At 49.3% G+C, this 20,793-nt stretch carries 18 protein-coding genes and 2 tRNA genes; 10 read left to right on the forward strand and 10 right to left on the reverse strand.

What is annotated here, in order from left to right; genetic code table 11:
* The first annotated feature begins 58 nt into the window (after positions 1 to 58).
* Entirely contained in the window at positions 59 to 532 is a 474-nt protein-coding gene (locus H6F76_RS24910; protein ID WP_190512279.1) for a hypothetical protein, read from the forward strand.
* A gap of 182 nt (positions 533 to 714) precedes the next feature.
* Positions 715 to 2,790: a chromosome segregation ATPase gene (locus tag H6F76_RS24915; protein ID WP_190512280.1), complete on the forward strand. Its 2,076-nt coding sequence runs from the start codon at positions 715 to 717 to the stop codon at positions 2,788 to 2,790.
* Positions 2,791 to 2,880: 90 nt separating this feature from the next.
* Here H6F76_RS24915 and H6F76_RS24920 read toward each other — a convergent pair whose 3' ends face one another.
* The 3 genes from H6F76_RS24920 to H6F76_RS24930 form a co-directional block, all read right to left on the reverse strand.
* Positions 2,881 to 3,693: a tetratricopeptide repeat protein gene (locus H6F76_RS24920; RefSeq protein WP_190453480.1), complete on the reverse strand. Its 813-nt coding sequence runs from the start codon at positions 3,691 to 3,693 to the stop codon at positions 2,881 to 2,883.
* Between the two features lie 446 nt (positions 3,694 to 4,139).
* Entirely contained in the window at positions 4,140 to 4,730 is a 591-nt protein-coding gene (locus tag H6F76_RS24925; protein WP_190512356.1) for a YdeI/OmpD-associated family protein, read from the reverse strand.
* Between the two features lie 80 nt (positions 4,731 to 4,810).
* Positions 4,811 to 6,241: a tetratricopeptide repeat protein gene (locus tag H6F76_RS24930; RefSeq protein ID WP_190512281.1), complete on the reverse strand. Its 1,431-nt coding sequence runs from the start codon at positions 6,239 to 6,241 to the stop codon at positions 4,811 to 4,813.
* A gap of 1,041 nt (positions 6,242 to 7,282) precedes the next feature.
* Here H6F76_RS24930 and H6F76_RS24935 point away from each other — a divergent pair.
* The 4 genes from H6F76_RS24935 (at position 7,283) to H6F76_RS24950 (ending at position 12,020) form a co-directional block, all read left to right on the forward strand.
* On the forward strand, positions 7,283 to 8,710 hold the full coding sequence (locus tag H6F76_RS24935; RefSeq protein ID WP_190512282.1) for an acyltransferase: 1,428 nt from the start codon (positions 7,283 to 7,285) through the stop codon (positions 8,708 to 8,710).
* Between the two features lie 52 nt (positions 8,711 to 8,762).
* A complete protein-coding gene (locus tag H6F76_RS24940) occupies positions 8,763 to 10,253 on the forward strand; it encodes a glycosyltransferase (protein ID WP_199305544.1) in 1,491 nt (496 codons plus the stop codon).
* Between the two features lie 125 nt (positions 10,254 to 10,378).
* Positions 10,379 to 11,287: an agmatinase gene (speB, locus tag H6F76_RS24945; RefSeq protein WP_190512284.1), complete on the forward strand. Its 909-nt coding sequence runs from the start codon at positions 10,379 to 10,381 to the stop codon at positions 11,285 to 11,287.
* A gap of 187 nt (positions 11,288 to 11,474) precedes the next feature.
* A complete protein-coding gene (locus H6F76_RS24950) occupies positions 11,475 to 12,020 on the forward strand; it encodes a thioredoxin family protein (protein ID WP_206756118.1) in 546 nt (181 codons plus the stop codon).
* Positions 12,021 to 12,128: 108 nt separating this feature from the next.
* Here H6F76_RS24950 and moaC read toward each other — a convergent pair whose 3' ends face one another.
* The gene (gene moaC / locus H6F76_RS24955; protein WP_190454369.1) at positions 12,129 to 12,647 is read right to left on the reverse strand and encodes a cyclic pyranopterin monophosphate synthase MoaC; all 519 of its coding nucleotides are present in this window, start codon (positions 12,645 to 12,647) and stop codon (positions 12,129 to 12,131) included.
* A gap of 34 nt (positions 12,648 to 12,681) precedes the next feature.
* Between moaC and H6F76_RS24960 the strand changes: the two genes are divergently transcribed.
* Positions 12,682 to 12,755 (forward strand) — tRNA-Arg (locus H6F76_RS24960).
* A 100-nt stretch (positions 12,756 to 12,855) separates the two neighbouring features.
* Positions 12,856 to 13,326, forward strand: a complete 471-nt coding sequence (locus tag H6F76_RS24965) for a gamma-glutamylcyclotransferase (RefSeq protein WP_190512291.1) — start codon at positions 12,856 to 12,858, stop codon at positions 13,324 to 13,326.
* A 68-nt stretch (positions 13,327 to 13,394) separates the two neighbouring features.
* On the opposite strand, the gene H6F76_RS24970 is transcribed toward H6F76_RS24965, so the two are convergent.
* The 3 genes from H6F76_RS24970 to H6F76_RS24980 all read right to left on the reverse strand — a co-directional run bounded on the left by H6F76_RS24970 (position 13,395) and on the right by H6F76_RS24980 (position 15,105).
* Entirely contained in the window at positions 13,395 to 13,991 is a 597-nt protein-coding gene (locus H6F76_RS24970) for a zf-HC2 domain-containing protein (protein WP_190512294.1), read from the reverse strand.
* A gap of 184 nt (positions 13,992 to 14,175) precedes the next feature.
* Positions 14,176 to 14,832 carry a sigma-70 family RNA polymerase sigma factor gene (locus H6F76_RS24975; protein ID WP_190512358.1) on the reverse strand — a complete coding sequence of 219 codons (657 nt, stop codon included), beginning with the start codon at positions 14,830 to 14,832 and terminating at the stop codon, positions 14,176 to 14,178.
* A gap of 99 nt (positions 14,833 to 14,931) precedes the next feature.
* Entirely contained in the window at positions 14,932 to 15,105 is a 174-nt protein-coding gene (locus tag H6F76_RS24980; protein ID WP_190454470.1) for a hypothetical protein, read from the reverse strand.
* A 422-nt stretch (positions 15,106 to 15,527) separates the two neighbouring features.
* On the opposite strand from H6F76_RS24980, the gene H6F76_RS24985 reads away from it, so the two are divergent.
* Positions 15,528 to 16,145: a L,D-transpeptidase gene (locus H6F76_RS24985; RefSeq protein ID WP_242033720.1), complete on the forward strand. Its 618-nt coding sequence runs from the start codon at positions 15,528 to 15,530 to the stop codon at positions 16,143 to 16,145.
* Between the two features lie 71 nt (positions 16,146 to 16,216).
* Here the strand turns inward: H6F76_RS24985 and H6F76_RS24990 are convergent, their stop codons facing one another.
* Positions 16,217 to 16,768: a late competence development ComFB family protein gene (locus H6F76_RS24990; RefSeq protein ID WP_190453457.1), complete on the reverse strand. Its 552-nt coding sequence runs from the start codon at positions 16,766 to 16,768 to the stop codon at positions 16,217 to 16,219.
* Between the two features lie 106 nt (positions 16,769 to 16,874).
* Positions 16,875 to 17,753, reverse strand: coding sequence for a peptidoglycan DD-metalloendopeptidase family protein (locus H6F76_RS24995; RefSeq protein ID WP_190512360.1), 879 nt, complete (start codon positions 17,751 to 17,753; stop codon positions 16,875 to 16,877).
* Between the two features lie 546 nt (positions 17,754 to 18,299).
* On the opposite strand from H6F76_RS24995, the gene H6F76_RS25000 reads away from it, so the two are divergent.
* Positions 18,300 to 20,636 carry a cation:proton antiporter gene (locus H6F76_RS25000; protein ID WP_190512296.1) on the forward strand — a complete coding sequence of 779 codons (2,337 nt, stop codon included), beginning with the start codon at positions 18,300 to 18,302 and terminating at the stop codon, positions 20,634 to 20,636.
* Positions 20,637 to 20,699: 63 nt separating this feature from the next.
* Here the strand turns inward: H6F76_RS25000 and H6F76_RS25005 are convergent.
* Positions 20,700 to 20,771: transfer RNA gene (locus H6F76_RS25005), tRNA-Lys, on the reverse strand.
* Between the last annotated feature and the right edge of the window lie 22 nt (positions 20,772 to 20,793).

Raw genomic sequence — 20,793 nt, forward strand, 5'->3', positions numbered from 1 at the left:
ACTGCATAGCACTCGATCGACGGCAATTAACGTGATGGCTAACTAGAAGGCTAAAGCAATGAGTACAACAAAAGTTTTGGGATTAGCTGGAGTGACAATGGCAACATTCATCACTTCAGTAGCGCAGCCTGCAATGGCGCAACGAGTCTGCGTTGAGTCAGAGTCAAATGGCAGAATTGTTTGTGGCAGAGTTGTCAATGATTATCGTTACAACAACCGTAATGATGATCGCTACAACGATCGCTATGACAGCCGCTACAACAATCGTGGTAACGATGCCAGCAATTTTGATGAGCGCTTCTATTTGATGGCTTATCCAGATGTGAGAGCAGCCATCCAGCGTGGACAAGTGAGAGATGCGTACACGCACTATCAACGTGCTGGGCGGTTTGAGGGTCGCTTTCCACGCTTTAATGAAGCGAGCTACCTGGCAAGAAACCCTGATGTTGCAGCGGCTGTAAGGCAAAGAAGTGTTCGCAGCGGCTACGACCACTGGCTCAGAGTTGGGCGTTTTGAGGACCGCAAACTTTAGAGAATGTCCTGCTATCTGCTCTTTTCCGTTGTAGTAGCTGTTATACAAGGTTCTACTCTTTCATGTGTTCTCTGCTGCCCACCTCATAAACCAGTTTGGCTTTTTGGAGCTTGAAGAGTAGCATGGCATCTATGCATAAGGTTTGAGGACTTTGTGCAGCAACTGCTGCATATGTTTTGAGTATGACTAGAGAACCAGGAACACCCGACCGTAAGCCGTTGGGGCGATCGCCAAAGCCTAGAGATGAAACGTTGCCGAAGCAGCCAGCTTCTCAGCGTTTGCCTGTGACTTCGGTGTCTCAGCCACGTTCTCAGGCAAATGGAGCGGCCCTACCCACACGATCGCGTGCTCTGCCACCTCCACCGCCTAGACCGTCTCAACAGCCAAAGCCCCGATCGGTTAACTTACCCGAGCAAGAGCGTTCGCCGTTGGGTCGTAGAGCGAGGCGAACCAGGTTGCCGCGCCGATGGCTACGCTGGCTGTATAACTGGAAGTTGTGGCTTTTGGTAACAGGTATCGGTTCTGTTGGCACAGGGTTGCTGGCGCTAGCTTTGTTGCTGCAAATGCCCGGTTTACCTAACTGTCCAGCGATTTTTTGGCCCTTGGCTTCGGCTTCCTTGCGCTTTGAATGCGCGCGGCTGGCAGCTAGCAAGCAGACCTCAAACGATTTACTGGAGGCGATCGCCCTCATCGATTCACTGCCTGCTGATCACCCGCTACGAGATGAAGTCGATCGACTGGTCGAACTATGGTCGTTAGAAGTATTGAAGCTGGCAGAAGCAGCTTTCAACGCAGGCAAGCTGAATGAGGCGATCGCGGCAGCCCGACGAATATCGCCTAAGGTTTCTGCCTACGAACTGGTGGAAGAGCGGGTCCAACGCTGGCAAACTATTTGGTCTAAAGCAGAGGCACTTTATCGTAAAGCTGAAGAGTCCTTACGTGAACTCGATTGGCGAGAGGCGTTTTCTTCTGCTGTGCGCTTGCTAGAAGTGGAGAATACGTTCTGGCAAACGACCAAGTATAACGAGCTAACGGGTAAAATCAACGGTTCGCGGGACGATGGCAATACGCTGGGTCAAGCGCACCGACTTGCCGATGAGGGTGGACTCACCAATTTGCTAGAAGCCATCAAGCTAGCACAGTCTATTAAGCAGACTAGCTATGTGCATCAAGCTGCCCAGAAGGCGATCGAAGAGTTTGGGCAGAAAATGGTTGTCCTGGCACAAACGATGCTCGATCAGCGCAATTTGCAGGGCGCTTTGAATGTACTGAGCAAGATTCCTGATATCGCCAAGTTAAAAGAGCAAGTGAAAGACATGACGGTGCTGGCAAATGCTCAGTCTCAAGCCTGGCTTAATACAATACCCGATATCGAAGAAGCCATTGCCCAAGCACAGCGCATTCAATCAACTCGTCCGCTTTATCGCAAGGCACAGCAGTTCATTGTTCGCTGGCAGCTTGAGATTGAAGCGATCGCACTACTGGAAAAAGCGCGGATTCTTTCGCAACCTGGCACTGTTAATGATCTAACAGCCGCGATCGCCGAAGCCTCTACCATTCCCCGCTCCAATCCGCGTTGGAACGAAGTACAGCAGCAGATCCAGACCTGGACAGCGCAGATTCAAACCATTGAAGACCGTCCTATTCTCGATCAGGCAGATCAAATTGCAGCGCAGGGCGATCTTGCGTCCTTGCAGGCAGCCGCTGCTCAAGCTAATCAAATTGCTCAGGGACGCGCACTTTATAGAGAAGCGAGGGGAAAAGCGCGTATCTGGACAGGGCAGGTTCAGCAGATTCAGGATCAGCCACTGCTCGATCGCGCTAGAGACTTTGCCAATGCTGGCGATCTAAGCTCTGCTATTCGGACTGCCGAACAAATTGGAGCTGGGCGATCGCTCTATGCCGATGCCCAGAGAGACATGAAGCAATGGCGCAGTCAACTCCTTGCCCAGGAGCTTCAGGTGCAAGCGCAGCAAAACCTCCAAAATGCTCGTCAGCTAGCTAATTCAGGCTCTCCAGAAGGGTTGGCAAATGCAATCAAGGCTGCCGACCAAGTGCCGACCAGTAGCGCGCTGCGATCGGAGGCTGACAATGCCATCAACGAATGGAGCGCTCAACTTTTGCAAGTGGCAAGAAGCCAAGCAGTCTATGACGTGCCAGGCGCGATCGCAGTTGCCCAAAAAATTCCTTCCCGCTCTAGCCTTTACGCTGAAGCTCAGCAAGAAATTCAAACTTGGAAGAACACGACTGGGCAGTAGGTATGACAAACGTGATGTGACCAATGTTTACCGAATATTACTGAATCTTTGGGTTTAAGCTACCAACTATCCTGTTGCAAGCCGTGAAGTCTACTTACTTAGCAACGTGTGAAGCTGTTGTGTTTGCCGGAGCACCTGAAAGTGGACATCACCTTTTGCGAGGGCACGATACAAAGGGGCATTGAGCTTAATTGCCCGTTGGAGGTAGCCTATGGCAAGTTGAGTATTGCCTTTCATCGCATAGCAACGGGCTTTGCTATACCAAGCATCTGGGTTGTTTGGTTTGCATTGCAACGATTGATCGAAACTGGCGATCGCCTCATCATAGTGCCCTGTTTGAGTCAGTACAGTGCCTCGGTAATTCCAGGCATAGTAGCAAAAGGGGTTGATGGCAAGCGTTTTATCGAGACTGGCAAGTGCTAAATGAGGCTTATCCATGCTGGTAAGCACTTTGCTGCGGCTATACCAGGCTTTGTAATCATCAGGGCTTGACTCTAGAACACGATCAAAGCTAGCGAGCGCTTCTTCATAGCGGTGCAGGCGTGCTAAAGCATTACCCTGGTTGTAACGAGCTTTAAGGTCAGTAGGAGCAAGCTTGAGTGTTTTGTTGAAGCTAGTGAGAGCCTCGTCATAGCTCCCCAATTTTGCTAAAGCAATGCCCTTGCCATGCAATGCCAGCACAAATTCAGGGTGAATGCTCAGCGCCTGCTCAAAGCTAGCCAGTGCTTCTTTGTAACGGCTCAGGTTTTCGAGCGCATAGCCACGATTTGTCCACACCTCATAAAGGTCAGACTGGGTGGCTAAAACCCTGTCATAGCCAGCGATCGCGCCTTCGTAGTGCCCCAAACTGTAAAGAATATTGCCATGACTGTACCAGGCAGCAGAGTTCAGATCATGATCCATAAACCCCTAACCCCAAGAACTCCTGTTCCTAGAGTTGCCAAACAACGGGTAAATTCTCTCATGCTTGTCTAAGTTTCCGTGAATTTACGCCTCTAGTTTGTGAAGCTGCTAGCAAGCTTATTGTCTTGCATAAGACAAAACTGCTTGAAAAGAAGCAAAAATTGATGACGTGCCCATAGCATTACAGTCAGCAGAAGATTTTAAGCTGCCTGCTGACATACACGTTTGCCATGTAGTTTACTGATCCTTATAGTGCAACAATGCCTTACTTCATCATTAGCTGACGGCTGTTTGCTGAATAAGACAAAAGGTCTGGTAATGGGCAAAGACAAAGAAGCATCTGAGTGAAAAAATAGCTTTATGCCATTCTGTGCTGCCGCTGCCTTCACGCTGTCAAGAGAGACTACAGAGTGAATTATTGATATACATGGAATGTGCACAGCCACTTATTGTGATCGTACTAAGGGGTTTTTATTTTGTAACGCTGAACTAATAGTTTGTTCAATCCTTCTTTGCCTGGTCTCTAAACGTTTCGCACTATTAATCCAGGCTAAAATGTTCTTTTTTGAGGAGTTGTTAAACGTTGCAAAGTTGCTGCTGGCGACTTTATTTCTGTCCAGAGCTTGCTGCAAGTCTATGGGAATGATCAACGCTTCGATCGCATCCAGCATCTGCCATGAGCCATCTTGCTTAGCTGCTTCAATTTTCTTCAGCCCTGTTTCGGTCATTAACCCTTGTTCAAGCAGTTCTTCAATATATTGCTTGTTTAACTTTGACCAGACACTTTGGGGTTTCCGTGGTGTAAAAATCTGCTTGTAGCGGTCTGCATCCAACGATTTAACTTTGCTGTCAATCCAACCAAAACATAGGGCTTCTTTGACTGCTTCGCTGTATCGCACGCTGGGTTGACCAGATTTGACCTTGTAGTAAATTAACCAGACGCCGATCGAGGTGCGATGGTTGCTTTCCAGCCATTGCCTCCATGCCTTGCGATCGCTGGCATAAATCATTTCTAGCTGATCGTCAAATTTTGGCATCGCAAGTTTTGGCATCACAAGCGTCTTATGACAGCTTTACGGGCACGTCCCTGCACAACCAACGGTCTAAAACCAACTGTCTAACTAGGTGTCCGTGGCAGCGATTGGAAGGCTGCTTTCGTCACTGGAGGATGGTCATCAAAAGGAGATTCCTCGCCCGTGCGCTCTTCAGCGATCCTGCCTTCTCTAGCGCTGGAGCGGGGTAAGGACTTAAGCGACTGGTTGTTGTCGAGTGCCAGCGCGCGGCGGCTTTTAGCATCGGGAAAGTGAGGCTTAATTTCCAGTGCTTTATCATAGCTAGCGACAGCCGCTTCATAGTCACCTAAATGACCCAATGCTGCGCCTCGGCTGTACCAGGCAGAGTAGAAGCCAGGATTAATGCTGAGTGCGCGATCGTAGCTTTTGATTGCTGCTTCGTTGTGCCCCAAGTGACCTAGAGCAATGCCGCGACAGTACCACGCTTCAGCCATATCCGGTTGAAACTGCACCGCTTTGTCGTAGCTGGCGATTGCTTCAGCATAAAGCCCCAACTTACGAAAGGCAGAACCACGGCTAAACCAGGCTTTGGCAAAACTAGGATTTAGTTCGATCGCCCGGTCGTAGCTGACAACTGCTTCGCGATAGCTACCAGATTTGTACAATGCGCTGCCCCAGTTGTACCAGGCTTCACGCAGATTTGGCTTTAGGTCTAGCGCTTTGCGATAGCTGGCAATCGCTTCACCATAGCGCCCTAGCGCATCAAAAGCGTTGCCCTGGTTGTACCACGCTTCATAAAGAGTGGCATTGATTGCCAGCGCTTTGTTGTAGCTGTCGATGGCTTCTTCATGCCGCCTCAGTTTGTGCAGCACATTGCCTCGGTTATACCAGGCTCCATACCATTCAGGCTTGATGGTCAAAACGCGATCGTAGCTAGCAAGTGCTTCCTGGTATCGACCAAGCTGATTGAGCGTGTTGGCGCGGTTATACCAGGCATGGGAATAGTGCGGTCTGTGTTTAATTGCCTGGTCATAGCTATCAATCGCGGCTTGATAACGCCCTAGCTTGTAAGACATGATCCCTCGGTTGTACCAGGATTTAGCGTAGTCTGGTTCAAACTCCAGGGTCTTTTCGTAGCTCTTGAGTGCAGCTTCGTAACAACCTGATTTGTCAAGCGCATTACCGCGATTGTGCCATGCCTGGTGAAAATCTGGTTTTAGCTTGATCGCTTTGTCATAGCTAGCGATCGCCTCTTCGTAGCTACGCAGGTTGTAAAGTGCCATGCCACGACTATTTAAGGCTTCTGGATAGTTCGGTTTCAGGTCAAGCGCCTGGTTAAAACTTGCGACGGCTTCTTCATAGCGCCCTAACTCAGACAGCGCTACCCCACGGGTATGCCAGATATGATGCCAGTCAGGGTGAAGTTGCAAAACCCGATCAAAGTTGAGCAGAGCATCTTCAAAAGCCCCGGCTTGATTGAGCTGTAACCCTTGCTGCAAGAAAAATCCTGCTTCTGAGTCCGATGGCTGGGACATATCAATTACTCAACAGGGAATGATCATGAACATTAGCAGTGAAGGATGACATCACACAAACCTGCATAGCCACGAGATATAAAACCGCGATTGCAAAAGCATGAGTGTGGTGTACAAGAGCAATACGATCGCACTAACGACCCTATTAAGCTGATGAAAGATCTATGACAGACCGACTGGACAGACCAATAACTAACGCTTTCGCGTCAAACAGGAGCCTCGTTAAGGCACTATAGGACTCCATACAAGAGCAGTTGCCCTATGTCCAGATAGCTAATAATTGTAGCTCGAGTTTGAGGTGAGATTGGGTCTACATCTCATCTACTCCTGCAGGTGCTACAACGCTAATATGCGATCGCTACTTTGCTTAGGGTTGGCGCTTAAAGCATTCTGGGGAAGCAACTTTAGATAAGGATATACATCTGCTTCCACCGATTGACCATTAACACGATGGCACTGCAAAGTGTGTAGAAGCTACTAGCAGTCGGGAGCTTGCAAGATAATTAAGTTGTTGCAGTCAAACTAAAGGCGCAGTCACTGCGATAGCCTTATCGTTTACGAATGAACCGATAAGAATCTAGAAACTAACTGATAAAAAAGTCTTATGTAATGCCCAATAAAGCAAGTGAACGGAGTTTCTTAAAAACAACTTTGAGACCAATTGGCACTCTTCACTTAAACTATAAAGAAATATGTACTTCTCGAGGGGGATGTGATTGCAACTGATATTCCCGTATTAAAAGATAAATCTTTTGAATCACTGCTATCAGTAGAAGGATTCGTGTCGTAAGCGTTAACCCAGACTTTAAATACAGGCTTGTCGCTATTAGTTACTTTTTTCTAGGGATGACGTTCGTAAGGGGATATGAGTTTAAGCGTGTTCCTTTAAGTGAACTATCTGCCTTGAGTGGTGCTGGCAGTAAAGGCTTACTGGCTATGTGTAGTCAACCATTAATGGCTCAGTCTATTACTCTTGCGTCATGCACGGCTTAGAAATACTCCTGTTTTCTTTTTTATCAGTAGAAGAGCTTTGAGACGTTTATGACTAATTTAAAAATGCCTCGATCGCAGCGTCTAGCATGGCTCGAAGGAATTCGCATTTTTGCGGCAGTTTTGCTGCTGCTTTACCACTCTCAACTGTTGTTTACGGGCTATGCCTACACACCACAGCCTACTGGTTTGGCAGATAACCTACGACAGTTAGTAACACCGGTGGAAGGGGCGATCGATCCAGGTTTACTACTGCGATTGCTTGGCATTCCTGCCTGGTTTGGCTTTCAGTTTGTGGATGTGTTTGTGCTTATCAGTGGCTTTAGTTTGGTGCTCTCTCTCAAGGGGCAACCGCTAGAAGTCGGTAAGTTTCTCAAGCGCCGCGTCTTACGAATTCTGTGGCCCTTCTGGACAGTAGCGTGGCTCTCATACCCCATACTCTGGGCGATCGGAGTTGCAACCCAGAGCTACATACCCAGCCTATGGCATACCTTTGCTGGAGCAACGTTTCCACTACTCTTTGACTATGGCGGAGAGCTACTTTTAGCAACGAGCGGTCCGTGGTGGTTTGTGCCCCTGATTCTGAGTTTTACGCTGTTGTTTCCGTTTCTGTGGCATCTCCTACAGCGCTGGGGCGCAGCAAATTTACTCTTAATGAGCACGCTGTTAACAGTTGCATACCGCGCTATAGCAATCTACAAGTTCGGAGGGCACCCAACCTATGTCATTCTGGATACACCTACAGATTGGCATCCCTTCCTGATTTTCCTTTCTAAGCTCAGTACATTTGTGTTGGGCATGGTGGTAGCGCAGCTTTATATGCAGGGCAAAGGACCACTTTTTTGGCGGTCTCATCGGGCTTTGCTGCTAGGTGTACCTGTTTATGTACTGGGGTTTGTGTGTCAGTTTTATACTGCTGGTTGGGTGTTGGTCGATTTGTTGCTACCAATCGGTCTTACCCTTTGCTGTATGGTACTGTTTCGTGCGATCGCTCAGCCGCAACCAATGCAACGAGTGCTGTTATGGTTGGGTGCTCATAGCTATACCTACTTTTTGATTCACAACTTTGTGGTCGATCGTACTATCAGACTTGTAGTGCAGGATGATTTGTCTCTGTACTATTGGCTACTGCCTTTGATGGTCTTCGGTACGCTGCTTCTGGCAGTGTTGGCAGATTATGCTAGCCCCTTACTTCAACGGTTAGTTATTGGTGTTTTGCGTGATTTAGACTATGTTCTGACCCCTACTAAAGTGCTGCATCGTCGAAGTTGGAGTCCGTGTGTAGGTGATACGGTAATCTACCAGAGTAAAGTAGGTTGGACGGTGTTGAAAGTCGAAAAACTGCTGGACGAGCGGGAGTTTTTCCTGTGTCAAATTAGTGATGGACAACGATCGCTGTGGGTGAATGAAAATGATCTGGAGCCTGCCGTAAAGTGGTCGTCCCTAGGGGAAGTCAATAGAAACTCAGCTTTCTTTTGACCAGGGCAACTGCTTGCCAAGATTTGATACACCGAACCTTGATGATTGGAGGATGGCTAAAGTGAGGAAATGGACGGGCGATATTCCTAAGGTGGTTTATACCCATGTTTTGTTGATCGGTGTTCCTACGATTTTCTACTATTGCTTGCGAGTAGGCGGAATGCCGCTGATCAGAATCCACATGGCGATCGCCGCGTTTTTTCTCCTCAGCTCTCTCATTATCTTTTTGGAAGCTACTAATGCGTTGTTTCGACGCTTTGCTGTCAAAAATAAACGTTCTGATGCCAATCGTTTTTCTCAATTTAAGCAGTCTGCTAAGTCAGTGTTAGGGGTCAGCGGCAATACCAGCTACTTGTCCACGAAACCTTTGCCACGCTGCTCTTTTCTGGTGGCAGCTTATCTGCCGAACGAGCAAGATATTATTCTCGACACGCTCAAGCATATTCTTAGAACTGTGCAGCGATCGGCAGACGGACTAGAGGTGATTCTTGCGTACAATACGCCTATTGATCTGCCTGTTGAAGATGACTTGCGACGGTTAGCCCTGGTTCACCCAGAGTTACGTTTGTTGCGGGTTGAAGGTAGTCACTCTAAAGCCGAAAACTTAAATGCAGCACTGCACATTGTGACAGGCAAAATTACCTGCATTCTTGACGCTGACCACCTTCCAGCAGCCGACTGTTTTGTTCGCGCTTGGCGTTGGCTAGAGCATGATTATGATGTGGTGCAGGGGCGCAATATTATTCGCAATCACCGCCACAGCTTACTAACGCTAAATATCGCGATCGAGTTTGAAACACTCTACGGTGTCAGCCATGCAGCAAAATCGTTTTTGACTGACTCCAGCATTTTTGGTGGCTCAAACGGCTATTGGCGCACCGAAGTCTTACAGCAGATTCGCTTTAACCCGGCAATGCTGACCGAAGATATTGATGCTTCAATGAGGACATTGTTAAGTGGCTATCGTATCCTGCACGATCGCAGTATTGTCACAACTGAATTAGCTCCTGCTGACTTCAACTCTTTCTGGTTTCAGCGCAAGCGGTGGGCACAGGGTTGGCTTGAGGTTAGCTTCAAGTATCAGCGTCGAGTGTGGAAGTCTGTGCACTTTACCCTGTGGCAAAAAATCTATTGGACATATCTGCTTTACTTCTGCGTACTTTACTCGCTGATTGCCCTCCAAATTCTGCCGCTGCTCATCAGCTTGTTTCTGTATCAGGGCGATCTTCCTGCCTCAGAAAACCCCTTCCTTTGGTTGAGTACGGTCATTACGTTTTCTAGTGGTATCTATCAAACGCTAGTTACAATGAAAGTCGCAGCCGTGCGCTACCCATTGTTCTACTTCTTACAGCATGCTGTGACTATTTTTCTGTATACCATTTTGAAAAATATGATTGCTGTTGTCGGTCTTTATGATCATCTGCATGGTCATAACAAATGGGTGGTTACGCCACGGGGGGTCAAGCAAAAACGTCGTACTTTGGCAGTCCGCAAGGCTCCTGTTCTGGCTCCGAGTGCAGCGGGCGTTGGTTCAGTAAAATAGGGGCCGCACTCTTTAACTTGAGGCGGCAATTACAACATACGTTAGGTTCTACCGTTCTTTTATTGGTGGTAGCCGATCGCCTCAAGATTGTGTCAGGATCAGGTGTTGCTTAAATCAGGTCTGCCATGCTGGTGCAAACGAGTGTTTCTTCGCTGCCGTTCCTAGGTTCTGATGTCGCGGCGACCTACGACAACGCCAAAGTTGTGATTTTGCCTATTCCTTATGAAGCGACAACGACCTATCGTCGGGGCTGTGAGCATGGTCCAGATGCCATTCTCAATGCGTCACAGCAGGTCGAGTATTACGACGAAGAACTCGATCGTGAATTGTGGGAGGTTGGGCTTTACACGCATGAGGCGATCGCTGATACCCGTAACGCTCAGAAAGTTTCCTCTGAAGCAATGCTCCGCGTGACGCAGGAGACGGTTTACAAGCTCGTTTCAGACGGTAAGTTCGTGATCTCGCTGGGTGGGGAACATAGCATCACAACGGGTGTTGTCGAAGCGTATCGGCAGGCAAATCCAGGAGAAGCCTTTACAGTCGTACAGGTGGATGCCCACGGCGATTTGCGCTATGAATACGAAGGTTCCATCCACAATCACGCTTGCGTCATGCGGCGGGTTGTCGATATGGGTTTGCCAACATTACAGGTAGGCATTCGCAGCATCTGTAAAGAAGAAGCAGATCTCATTAAAGAGAAGCAGCTTCCTGTCTTCCGGGCGCGGGAAATTGTTGCCCAACCAGACTGGATCGATCGCGCCCTTGCCAGCATCAAAACTGAGAAGGTCTTCATCACAATTGATCTTGATGGTATCGATCCTACGCTCATTCCCGGTGTGGGTACCCCCGAACCCGGTGGCTTAAACTGGTATAACCTGCTCACCTTTATTCAGCGCATCTTTGCGGCTCATGATGTTATTGGCTGTGATGTCATGGAGCTTGCTCCTATTACTGATTCTGTTGTCTCAGAGTTTACGGCAGCTAAACTGGTCTATAAACTAATTGGTTATCACGCGATCGCGCAAAGTTGGTAATAGCTATTAGTTTTTAGTCGTTAGTTTTTAGAAGAAGTCAGAATTTAGGGAGTAGGAAAGAGGGCTTAGGGAAAGCAGATGTGCAATTCAAAATTTTCTCGCCTCCCCAAACCCTCTTGCTCCGCTAACAACTAAAACTACTCCTTAACGACGCCTCTATCCCCTTCGTTTCACCAAGATTCACTGCATGGAAAAAATGAGTACCGTGATTGGCTGCTATGCTCCTGACTTTGAGATCCCAGGCATTGATGGCTCCGTTCATCATCTGGCACGCTATCTTGAGCGGTTTCGCGCTGTAGGGGTTGTATTTATGTGCAATCACTGCCCCTACGTGCATCGCCATCTCGATCGCCTCAAGCAGATTCAGGCAGAATTCCAAGACCAGGGCGTGACCTTAATTGGTATCAATGCGAACGATGCTGATCGCTATCCTGATGATAGCTTTGACAATATGAAGCAGTTTGCCGCTGCCAATCAACTGAACTTTCCCTATCTGCGGGATGTGACGCAAGAGGTTGCCCAAAGCTTTGGCGCTGAAAAAACACCTCATATCTTTCTACTGAACCAGCAGGGTGTGCTGTGCTACAGCGGCTCGGTAGATGACAGCCCCAACGATCCTGATTCTGTGCAGGTACAGTATCTGCGTGACGCGATCGCTCAAATTTTGAGCAATGCCCCGATTACGCCAACCTCTACCCAGCCTGTGGGTTGTTCAGTCAAATGGCGTGCGTAAATTGGGATACAACCATACCTGCCCTCTTTTCACCTGCTCAGTAGAAGAACTTTGAGCCATTTCTGATGCTCTCTCCTAACCTAAGAGGGCACTTATGGCGCGTCAGTCTTAGCCTTCAAACTGATAGTCGCCTGTTTTGCCGCCTGTTTTACTAAGCAAGTGGATATTTTCGATTTGCATTGATTTGTCGAGCGCTTTTGCCATGTCATAGAGAGTCAAAGCCGCGATCGAAACAGCAGTAAGCGCTTCCATCTCGACACCCGTTTCAGCTTTGGTTCTCACAGTCGCCTCAATGCGGTAGCCCGGTAGAGTTGGTTCTGGCAGCAATTGAACTTCGACTTTATGCAGCGGTAGGGGGTGGCAAAGGGGAATCAGTTGAGCCGTTTGCTTGGCTGCCATGATGCCTGCGAGTCGTGCTGTACCTAACACGTCGCCTTTAGGAGCATTGCCTGCCGCAATTGCCGTAAAGGTCGCAGGCAGCATTCGTACCTGCCCAACTGCGATTGCTTCTCGAACGGTCTGCTGTTTCGTAGACACATCAACCATCTGCGCTTGTCCCTGAGAATCGAGATGCGTTAGGGCTTGATTGGCAGGAGAAGCAGGAATATCAGAGAAATTTTGTATCATTGCTATAGTGTATGATAACATTGTGATCTTGCAGGGGCTTGTAGCTCAGTGGACTAGAGCACGCGGCTACGAACCGCGGTGTCGGGGGTTCGAATCCCTCCTAGCCCGTCCCTCAAAGAATCGCCGTGTCATTCTACTACGATTGGCACGGCGATTTTTATGCCCCTATGCTTTTATAGCTAGCAGCTTTTGTCATATAGCGGCAGTCATGTTTCATGTTTTCGTTTATGGCACGCTGAAGCCAGGTGAAAGTAATCACCAAATCTGTGCGAGTAGCGTTTTAGAAGCGCGTCCTGCAATCGCGCAGGGTCAATTGTACGCCTTACCCTTTGGCTACCCAGCGATGGTGCTTAGCACGACAACATGGGATAGAAGCTCGATTGTTCGTGGCATCCTATTATCCTTTGCAGATTCAGGCATTTTGGACGTTCTAGATACTTATGAGCAGCATGATCCAGAAATATTTCGTTGTTACGTCCCCCATTTGGTTCTAGCGCAGCATCAGTACGATCGTATGCAAATAAAAGCATACGACCAGGCTCAACGCTTTTTAGGATTTGCCTGGTCGTATGTGATGTCGTTAGAACAAATTAAACGATTGGGTGGCACTTACTTGCCAAGTGGTCAGTGGCAGCAGGCAGAGCAATACTATGCCGAGTTACCGCCAACTTTAAACTAACCAATGGCGCATACTTACAAGACTCTAGTTTAAAGGGTTTAACCTGGCAACTGATACTCGCTCAAATACTAGGGAGTACTTGTGCTGGGAGCCTCAGGGATCGTCGCTTCCTTGCTAGAAGCATTAGGCACCACAACGGGCGTTTTGGGAATATCTACTAAGGGCTTATCGAGTGCGACCAATAAGACCTCGTTAGCATTTCCTTGAGGACGGTCGATTGCTGTTGGCTGCTGCGTTTCTTTAGCAAGCTGAGGGAGGGGAGACTGCTGATCGGGTAGTATGCTGCTTGCCAGTGCACCAATAAATAGAGCGGCGATCGCTGCACCACCCCAGATAAGAGACAGCTTTGGCTTTTGGTCTACGCGAGCCAACACTTGACTCACTGTTTGTTCTGTAGCCTGAGGCGACGAAACTGGTGCAGGCAAACCTTGCAGACCATGACGCAGTTTCAACAAACGAGCATAGAGGCGCTGTACCGTTGGTTCGTTGTCCAACCACTCCTCTACTTGCTTGCGTTCGGCTGCAGTCACTTCCCCATCTAGGTAAGCACTGAGCAGTTCAAACCGATCGCGCTGGATCGAATTGGGTGAGCATGAAGACGAATTTTGACCATTCATGGGAGGCGGCTGACGGTGATCGTTTGAAGGGTTGAAGTTAGAGGACATTGGGGCACCACGTCGTGTGTTGAGAGAACGCACCTAGAAACTGAGAAACAAGCAAGGAGAGAGATATGAGTTGGAAAAAACAGAACGAATCACCAGAAACGGTATGCTACCTAGTCATTAGTAAAGCTTAAGTGACGGGATTAGGCGATAGTCTTAAAGAAGAAGTTGTTAACTATCGTTGCTGTCATTCGTTTCCATCTAAATAGCTTTGAAGTTGAGATTGTAGGCGCAAGCGCGCTCTCGCAATTCTTGACTTTACCGTTCCTAACGAAACGCCAGTGATCTCCGCAATCTCTTCGTATGCCATGCCTTGAATTTCGCGTAGCACGATCGTTGTGCGGAAAACGTCTGGCAAGTCAGCGATCGCAGACTGTAGCTGATCGTAAAACTCTCGTGTTGTCAGAGTCTCATCTGGTCCCGGCGTATCCGAGGCGATCTCCCAATCCATTTCACCATCCTCAACCGCCAAACGGGCATCCAGCGATAGCGGCTGGCGATGACGCTTGCGCTTACGCAACTCGTCATAAAAGAGATTGGTAGCAATACGGCTTAACCACCCCCGGAACTTCATTGGCTCTTGCAAACGCTTGATGTGCCGATAGACCCGAATCCATACTTCCTGCACTAGGTCTGACCGATCTTGCCAGTCAGGCGCTAAGTAGTAAAGCACCCGTTCAACATGGGACTGATGACGACGGAGCAGTTCTGCAAAAGCCGCTTTGTCTGGGCTATGCCCAAGCTGACATTGCAAAACCAGGTCAACGTTAGAAAGTTTTTCGGCTGGTAGTGATGGTTCGGCAGCTCTGGGCAGTGACCAAGAGGTAAAAACGGACTGGTTCATGGACTGCGTCGTTCTTAGACATTCCATACTCAGTGACGGTTCTGCTCTGGCTAAAGTTCCCATAACAAGCGTTAAACCGGGTGCGCTCAAACCATGTTTTTACTGGAACAAACTCCGCAGAAGCGGGCTATCGTGCAGCGCCTGGGCGACATTAACAGAATGTGGGGCTGCCTGAGCTACGACAGTAGGCTGACTGGGAGACTGAGCACCCATACCGATAAAGATATTGAGCGAGAACGTAATTGTGCCAGCTAGTAGTAATTTCTCGAACATAGTCGCTCCTCTTGCATTCAAACCACACCACATGGTTCTTGGACAAAACTAAGGTTCAGTTACAGGAAACCCGGCTGGTATTCCAGAAGGCTCTTACATCACTTCAACGAAATCCTGTTCATAATGTGCCCATTTTGATGAAAGGATTTGCCTAAAATAATCAAGAGAAAATAAAGCTTGCTCACGAAATTTTATAAGCTGAAGCTCTTGTAACGGGCGCATTACTCTATTGGCTGCTGATCCCCCATCATTCCTGACGTTAATTTTATGGAACGTTGATTTTGTATGTGCTGAAGATCGATCAATAGGGAAAGTAGCGCACAACTGCTACTGTCGGTACCCAGTTCAAAGAGTCACTGCCTGCCATTGCCGGAGTCGATTAATCCGAGTAGATTGAAGGTAAGGCTATCGAGCGCTAAACAATGACTGCAACTGTTCGAGACGATCGCCTTTCTCGGAGCATGATGTTTATCTGTGTCGGTGCTGCATTAGTGCTGCTGGGTATTCAGTGGCGTGCCTGGGCAGCCGATGCTCAAAGCACATCAAGCTTGGACAGAAACGCTCTTACAAAGGTTAAACAAGCCTTTAGCAACGGCAAGAATGCCATGAATGCAAAGGTCTCTACTACTGATGCAACGGCACTGGCAAAAAAAGGTGTGAAGCTGATCGTTGACCTAAGCGATCGCCAAGTGTCGGTGTATCGAGAGGAGCAATTAGTAACAAGCTATCCGATCGCCATTGGGCAAGCGGGTTGGGAAACGCCAAGCGGGTCTTTCCAGGTGCTGGAAATGCAGCGTGACCCTAAATGGCAGCATCCAATTACAGGTGAAGTAGTCCCGGCAGGATCGGACAACCCGCTCGGCAAGCGTTGGATTGGGTTTTTGTATGCAGGACGCACACATATCGGCTTCCACGGTACTAACCAGGAAGACCTAATTGGGCAGGCAGTGTCTCATGGCTGCATCCGTATGCGTAATCGAGATGTGCTGGCGCTCTATGAGCAGGTTGCACCAGGAACAACAGTGAATGTACGTCCGTGAGGGCAATTAAGGTAAAAGGCAAAAGTGAGAATGGGCTTACTTTTACCTTTTGCCTTCTCACGTCTTACTTTTTAATTCGGTGCTCCTGGCTGCGGCTCAAAGCTGGGCGCATATGCTTGCAGCAATGCACTCACTTGAGTCAGGATCTCATCGCCAGAGTTTTTGCCAATTGCCTGCCGCTCTGGAAAGAATTCGGGACGATCGAGGTTGCGGGCGATCGCTTCACCGACCTGTTGAGCAATTAAGCCCTGTAGTTCTTCTTTCGCTCGCTGCCGCTGATAGGTTGCCCCTTCTTCCGTTGTGGCATAGAGAGGCAGCAAGCGGTTCAGCGCATAGGCGGCAATGTCACCCAAATCTAGGGTGCGATCGCTCGTTGCCTCAATTTCAGCCACGCGGGCAATCGCCTCCGTGAGTACCAATTCTTCCATCACGTTGATAAACTGCTTGCGAGGAACTGCTACCACTTCCCCAGTCAAGAGCGCCCCCATCAATCGATCGAGTGACATATACTCCTCGATCGACAGTTCTGAAGCCGTATCACAAATCCTGCCAACCTCTGCTTCCATCGCTGGAGTGAGGTAGCCGTCTTGCAGCGCCTGCTCCACGATTTTTTCAATGCTCATAATGCCTCTAAACTCCGCAGCGCCGTTTTTCGACGATTAGCCTTGCATAATCTTGCCCCAGAATGCACATCCAGTATCAACTTAATCGAACTTTCCAACGGTAAAGTTATTCAAACCCTTTATTACGCCAAGGCACCGGGTCAACCGCTTGACCGTTCACATATAAGCCCCAGTGGAGGTGTGGACCTGTGGAGGCACCGGTTCCGCCCAAAGCTCCAATGACTTGACCCGCTTTCACCATGTCGCCATTTTTGACCTTGATCTGGCTCAAGTGTAAGAAGATGCTTTCTACCCCCTGCCCATGGTCAATGCCAATACAGTTGCCATGGATCACAAACCCTTTTGCTTCTTGCCCTACTAACGCGACCCGTCCAGCCGCAGGCGCAATAATTGGTGATCCGTAGGCTCCTGCGTAATCTACACCGCGATGGTAGTAGTCATTAGCAAACTTGCCGTTGTAGTAGCGACGTACGCCGTAGCCTGTGGTGATAGGTCCATTATTCGGTTTACGGAAGGAGCCGCTCCACATTTTTTGAGGTGTGACAAGTTTCTTGAAGGCATCGACGCGATCGAATTCAAAGTCTGACAAATCTTGATCCTTACCAGGCGGCAACCAAATGGATTGGGTAGGGAATTTGCGCCCCCGGAGCTGTAGTGCCAGTTCTTTCGTTTCGTTGCTATCGCTCACCCGCAGCTTCAGGGCACCGGGTTTATCAAGTGGGGTCGTTGGCAACAGCGCCCGAAATCGATCGTTGCCAACTGGAAAGGTAGGATAGGTCCGGTTGCCCAGGCTTACTGTTGGTGCTGTGCTGGCAGCAGTAGAATTAATGGTGACAGCTAACGTATCGCCGAGCTGAGGCTGGCTTGGCGATACGTTAGCTAGCAGCGCGGTCGCAGGGTTGATGAATGCCAGCCCTACAGCACCGATCGCCAACGTTGCTATCATTGCTCGCCTTACGTTCCGCGACCCGTACTGTTGCCTCATACTGGACTTATTGCGGTGTGCTGTAGGGGCAAGCCCACTAGTGAGCGTTTGCCACGCTTGACGCACATGATAAAGAATAGGCATACCGTCAGTTCCGTTTCGTTTGCATGACTGGCAGCTAGAATAGCGCCCCTTTGCTCTCGTTTCTATAGCTGCGGTGCTTAGTCAGGATGAAAAGCAGAACAGTAATAATATGTCTGGTTTTTAACATCCCATGGCTGCGGTGACGGGAACTGCCGATGATGTAGAGCGCAACTAAAGTAGGAGGACTAAATTAAGCACTACTTAGAAACCGGGTTTCGACTGCGCTCAATCCGCTGACATACAGGACTGAGAGTATGGAGACTTCGGCGTGAGCGCTCAGTCGAACGTGAAGCCAAAATGCACCTTATAAACAATTACGCCAGCTACTTATAAGAAAATAAGAAACGGCTTGTTTGGTAGCTCGCTCCTACCGCAAATTTTCTCTCTAGCCGTTCCCCGCTCACCCCAAAAAGTTTGTATTCTGATGAGAGAGCCGATACGTTTTTTAACATTTAAGCTGCCGTGCAAGAAGACTTTAGACTGATTGTTGATTTGGTCACGGTACTGGCGGCAGCGGCAGCAGGCGGTATTCTAGCGGCAGTGTTGCGACAGCCGATTCTGCTGGGGTATCTGCTGGCAGGCATGATTGTGGGTCCTGCTGGACTAGGGTTAATTAAAGAACTCATCCAGGTAGAAACGCTGGCGCAGTTTGGTGTGGCTTTTCTGCTGTTTGCCTTGGGTGTAGAGTTCTCGTTCTCAGAACTAAGAAAGGTAAAGGGTATTAGCCTCGGTGGGGGCGGCTTACAGATCGTGTTGACGATCGCTATTACAGCGCTAGTCTCATTGGGCATGGGGTGGGTGACATCACCCGCTCAGGGCGTGTTTTTGGGCGCAACCCTGTCTCTCTCCTCAACGGCTGTAGTGCTCAAGTGCCTGATGGAGCGGAATGAAACTGCAACGCCACATGGTCAGGTGATGTTGGGCATTCTGGTCGTGCAAGATCTGGCGTTGGGTCTGATGCTGGCGGTGCTGCCTGCCCTCGACAAACCTGTAGAAGAAATTGGCATTGCGATCGGTTGGGCACTGCTGCAAACAGGACTTTTAGGCTTAGGCGCAGTGATTGCTGGCATCTGGGTCATTCCGCCGTTGTTGCGGTTGCTGGCACGTACAGAAAGTAAGGAATTGTTTCTGCTTGGTGTGGTTGCTATTTGTCTGGGCATTGCGCTGTTGACGGAGCACCTGGGGCTATCGATCGAGATGGGTGCGTTTGTTGCAGGGCTGATGATTTCAGAGGTTGAGTATGCTGATCAGACGCTGAATTACGTCGAACCCCTGCGCGACATTTTTGCTTGCCTCTTTTTTGCCACGATCGGGATGCTAATTGATCCCGTTTTTCTATGGCATAACCTGGAGTTGATTCTGGGTCTGGTGGCGCTGGTCTTTGTCGGCAAATTTCTGATTGTCACGCCGTTAGTACTTCTCTTCCGCTATCCGCTCAAAACAGCACTCATCGCCGGGCTGGGGTTGGCTCAAATCGGGGAGTTCTCCTTTGTGCTGGCAAGTGAAGGGCTGTCGCTGGGGTTGGTGTCGCGCCGCGTCTACTTGCTGGTACTGGGTACAACTGCCGTCACACTGGTGCTGACTCCCTTCATTCTGCGGTTGATCCCACAGCTTTTTGCCTGGGCAGAATCGCTTCCGTGGCTCCAAAAGTATTTAGAACGTACAGACGTTGCCCTTGCAGTTGCAGATGATCTACCGACGCAAAACCATGTTGTCGTCTGTGGTTATGGTCAGGTCGGACGAAACATCGTGCAACTTTTGCGCGAACATAGCTACCCCGTGATTGTGATTGACCAGTCTGAGCACCGTATTCAAGCGATGCGAGAGGTTGGCATTCCCTACGTTTACGGCAACGCCGCCAGCCTGCATGTGCTGGAGAAGGCTGGGGTGCAGACGGCGCAGGGTATGGCGATCGCCCTACCAGACCCTATGAGTACCCGGCTTTGCCTCAAACGCTCTCTGGAGCTAGCTCCAGACCTGGATGTAGTCGTGCGGGCAACTCAGGATAAAGATTTGGAACTGCTCTACCAGTTGGGTGCCAAAGAAGTGGTGCAACCAGACTTTGAGGCAAGTTTAGAGCTATCCTCCCATTTGCTAACTGGTATTGGTATACCGCTACCTGTCATCCAACGAGAAGTGGGGCAGATTCGCAGTTCTCACTACTTGGGGTTGCGATCGGAAAAGCCCTCTTATCAGGTATCGCGGGAGCTTAAAGAAGCAACTCAGGACATGAATAATCGGTGGTATCCCCTCCCAACCAATTCGCCCTTGATTGGCATGACGGTAGAAGAAACCGACTTGCGTCGCTTGACAGGGGTAAGCTTGATGGCAATTCAGCGAGTCGATGGTGAAGAGCTAGATTACCCCGATGCTAAAACTGCCCTTCAAGCAGGCGATCGACTACTGGTTGTAGGAGAAACGACCGAGCTTGCTGCCTTTGACGAACTGGCAAAAGGAGAAGCCGCTGTTCCGACTGAAAACGCTTCCTGTCAATGGCTGCTAGTGCCCGAAACCAGCCGTGTTGTTGGTAAAACTCTTTCAGAGTTACATATTCGACGGCAGTTTGGTGTTTTGATTCAGGCAATTCGTCGAGAAGGGAAATTCATCCGCTTCCCCGATGGCAAAAGCGATTTACAGGCGGGCGATCGTCTCTTGCTCTGCGGTGGGTTTTACGCGCTTAGTCAAGCTAGCCAATGGATCTTGCCAGCAGTGGAGCCTGTAGCGGCGCTACCGTTAGTCGCTACCGTTTCAGTGAGTGAACCACTTCGAGAGGCACCTTTGCCAGAGAGCGAGAGTTAGTGTGCAACGTCGATAACGTCTTAGAAAGCGTTAACTATGTTGTTTAGGGCACGTTTGTTTAAATGGGTTGCCCGGGATTCGAACCCGGGACCAGTCGGTTAAAAGCCGAATGCTCTACCACTGAGCTAGCAACCCGCGAGTGTGTGTTAACTTGAAC

It is taken from the genome of Leptolyngbya sp. FACHB-321, assembly GCF_014695975.1.
Lineage (GTDB): Bacteria > Cyanobacteriota > Cyanobacteriia > Leptolyngbyales > Leptolyngbyaceae > Stenomitos.

What these genes read in the sequence shown, in the direction of transcription:
- H6F76_RS24910 (WP_190512279.1), top strand. Translation starts at nt 59, where the DNA reads ATGAGTACAACAAAAGTTTTGGGATTAGCTGGAGTGACAATGGCAACA.
- H6F76_RS24915 (WP_190512280.1), top strand. Translation starts at nt 715, where the DNA reads ATGACTAGAGAACCAGGAACACCCGACCGTAAGCCGTTGGGGCGATCG.
- H6F76_RS24920 (WP_190453480.1), bottom strand. Translation starts at nt 3,693, where the DNA reads ATGGATCATGATCTGAACTCTGCTGCCTGGTACAGTCATGGCAATATT.
- H6F76_RS24925 (WP_190512356.1), bottom strand. Translation starts at nt 4,730, where the DNA reads ATGCCAAAATTTGACGATCAGCTAGAAATGATTTATGCCAGCGATCGC.
- H6F76_RS24930 (WP_190512281.1), bottom strand. Translation starts at nt 6,241, where the DNA reads ATGTCCCAGCCATCGGACTCAGAAGCAGGATTTTTCTTGCAGCAAGGG.
- H6F76_RS24935 (WP_190512282.1), top strand. Translation starts at nt 7,283, where the DNA reads ATGACTAATTTAAAAATGCCTCGATCGCAGCGTCTAGCATGGCTCGAA.
- H6F76_RS24940 (WP_199305544.1), top strand. Translation starts at nt 8,763, where the DNA reads ATGGCTAAAGTGAGGAAATGGACGGGCGATATTCCTAAGGTGGTTTAT.
- speB (WP_190512284.1), top strand. Translation starts at nt 10,379, where the DNA reads ATGCTGGTGCAAACGAGTGTTTCTTCGCTGCCGTTCCTAGGTTCTGAT.
- H6F76_RS24950 (WP_206756118.1), top strand. Translation starts at nt 11,475, where the DNA reads ATGGAAAAAATGAGTACCGTGATTGGCTGCTATGCTCCTGACTTTGAG.
- moaC (WP_190454369.1), bottom strand. Translation starts at nt 12,647, where the DNA reads ATGATACAAAATTTCTCTGATATTCCTGCTTCTCCTGCCAATCAAGCC.
- H6F76_RS24965 (WP_190512291.1), top strand. Translation starts at nt 12,856, where the DNA reads ATGTTTCATGTTTTCGTTTATGGCACGCTGAAGCCAGGTGAAAGTAAT.
- H6F76_RS24970 (WP_190512294.1), bottom strand. Translation starts at nt 13,991, where the DNA reads ATGTCCTCTAACTTCAACCCTTCAAACGATCACCGTCAGCCGCCTCCC.
- H6F76_RS24975 (WP_190512358.1), bottom strand. Translation starts at nt 14,832, where the DNA reads ATGAACCAGTCCGTTTTTACCTCTTGGTCACTGCCCAGAGCTGCCGAA.
- H6F76_RS24980 (WP_190454470.1), bottom strand. Translation starts at nt 15,105, where the DNA reads ATGTTCGAGAAATTACTACTAGCTGGCACAATTACGTTCTCGCTCAAT.
- H6F76_RS24985 (WP_242033720.1), top strand. Translation starts at nt 15,528, where the DNA reads ATGACTGCAACTGTTCGAGACGATCGCCTTTCTCGGAGCATGATGTTT.
- H6F76_RS24990 (WP_190453457.1), bottom strand. Translation starts at nt 16,768, where the DNA reads ATGAGCATTGAAAAAATCGTGGAGCAGGCGCTGCAAGACGGCTACCTC.
- H6F76_RS24995 (WP_190512360.1), bottom strand. Translation starts at nt 17,753, where the DNA reads ATGAGGCAACAGTACGGGTCGCGGAACGTAAGGCGAGCAATGATAGCA.